The 255-nt window shown below is 35.3% G+C and carries 1 pseudogene; it reads right to left on the minus strand.

Annotated features, from left to right (window positions below):
- Positions 1 to 255 (minus strand): annotated as a pseudogene (locus GNY06_RS02840) (IS3-like element ISLbl2 family transposase); the annotation flags it as partial.

The raw sequence follows: 255 nt of genomic DNA on the forward strand, positions 1-255 counted from the left end.
CTGCCTATCAGAGGATTAAGCACCCAAACAACTCGGCTACTTTTTAAGCTGTAATCGACTTCAATAAAAAGTACTTCTCTGTTATAGTCGTCAATTACATTGAAACTTCTGAATTTACGACCATTCTTCATGACATCACTAGTAAAGTCTATACTCCATGATTGAGTAAATTTTGAGGGGGTCACTAGTGGCTTCTTTTCTCTTTTAGGAAGTCTCTTTTTATATTTTCTTCTCATTGCCAGTCCTATACTTTTA

The sequence above is a fragment of the Elizabethkingia argenteiflava genome (genome assembly GCF_009904105.1).
GTDB classification, from domain to species: domain Bacteria; phylum Bacteroidota; class Bacteroidia; order Flavobacteriales; family Weeksellaceae; genus Elizabethkingia; species Elizabethkingia argenteiflava.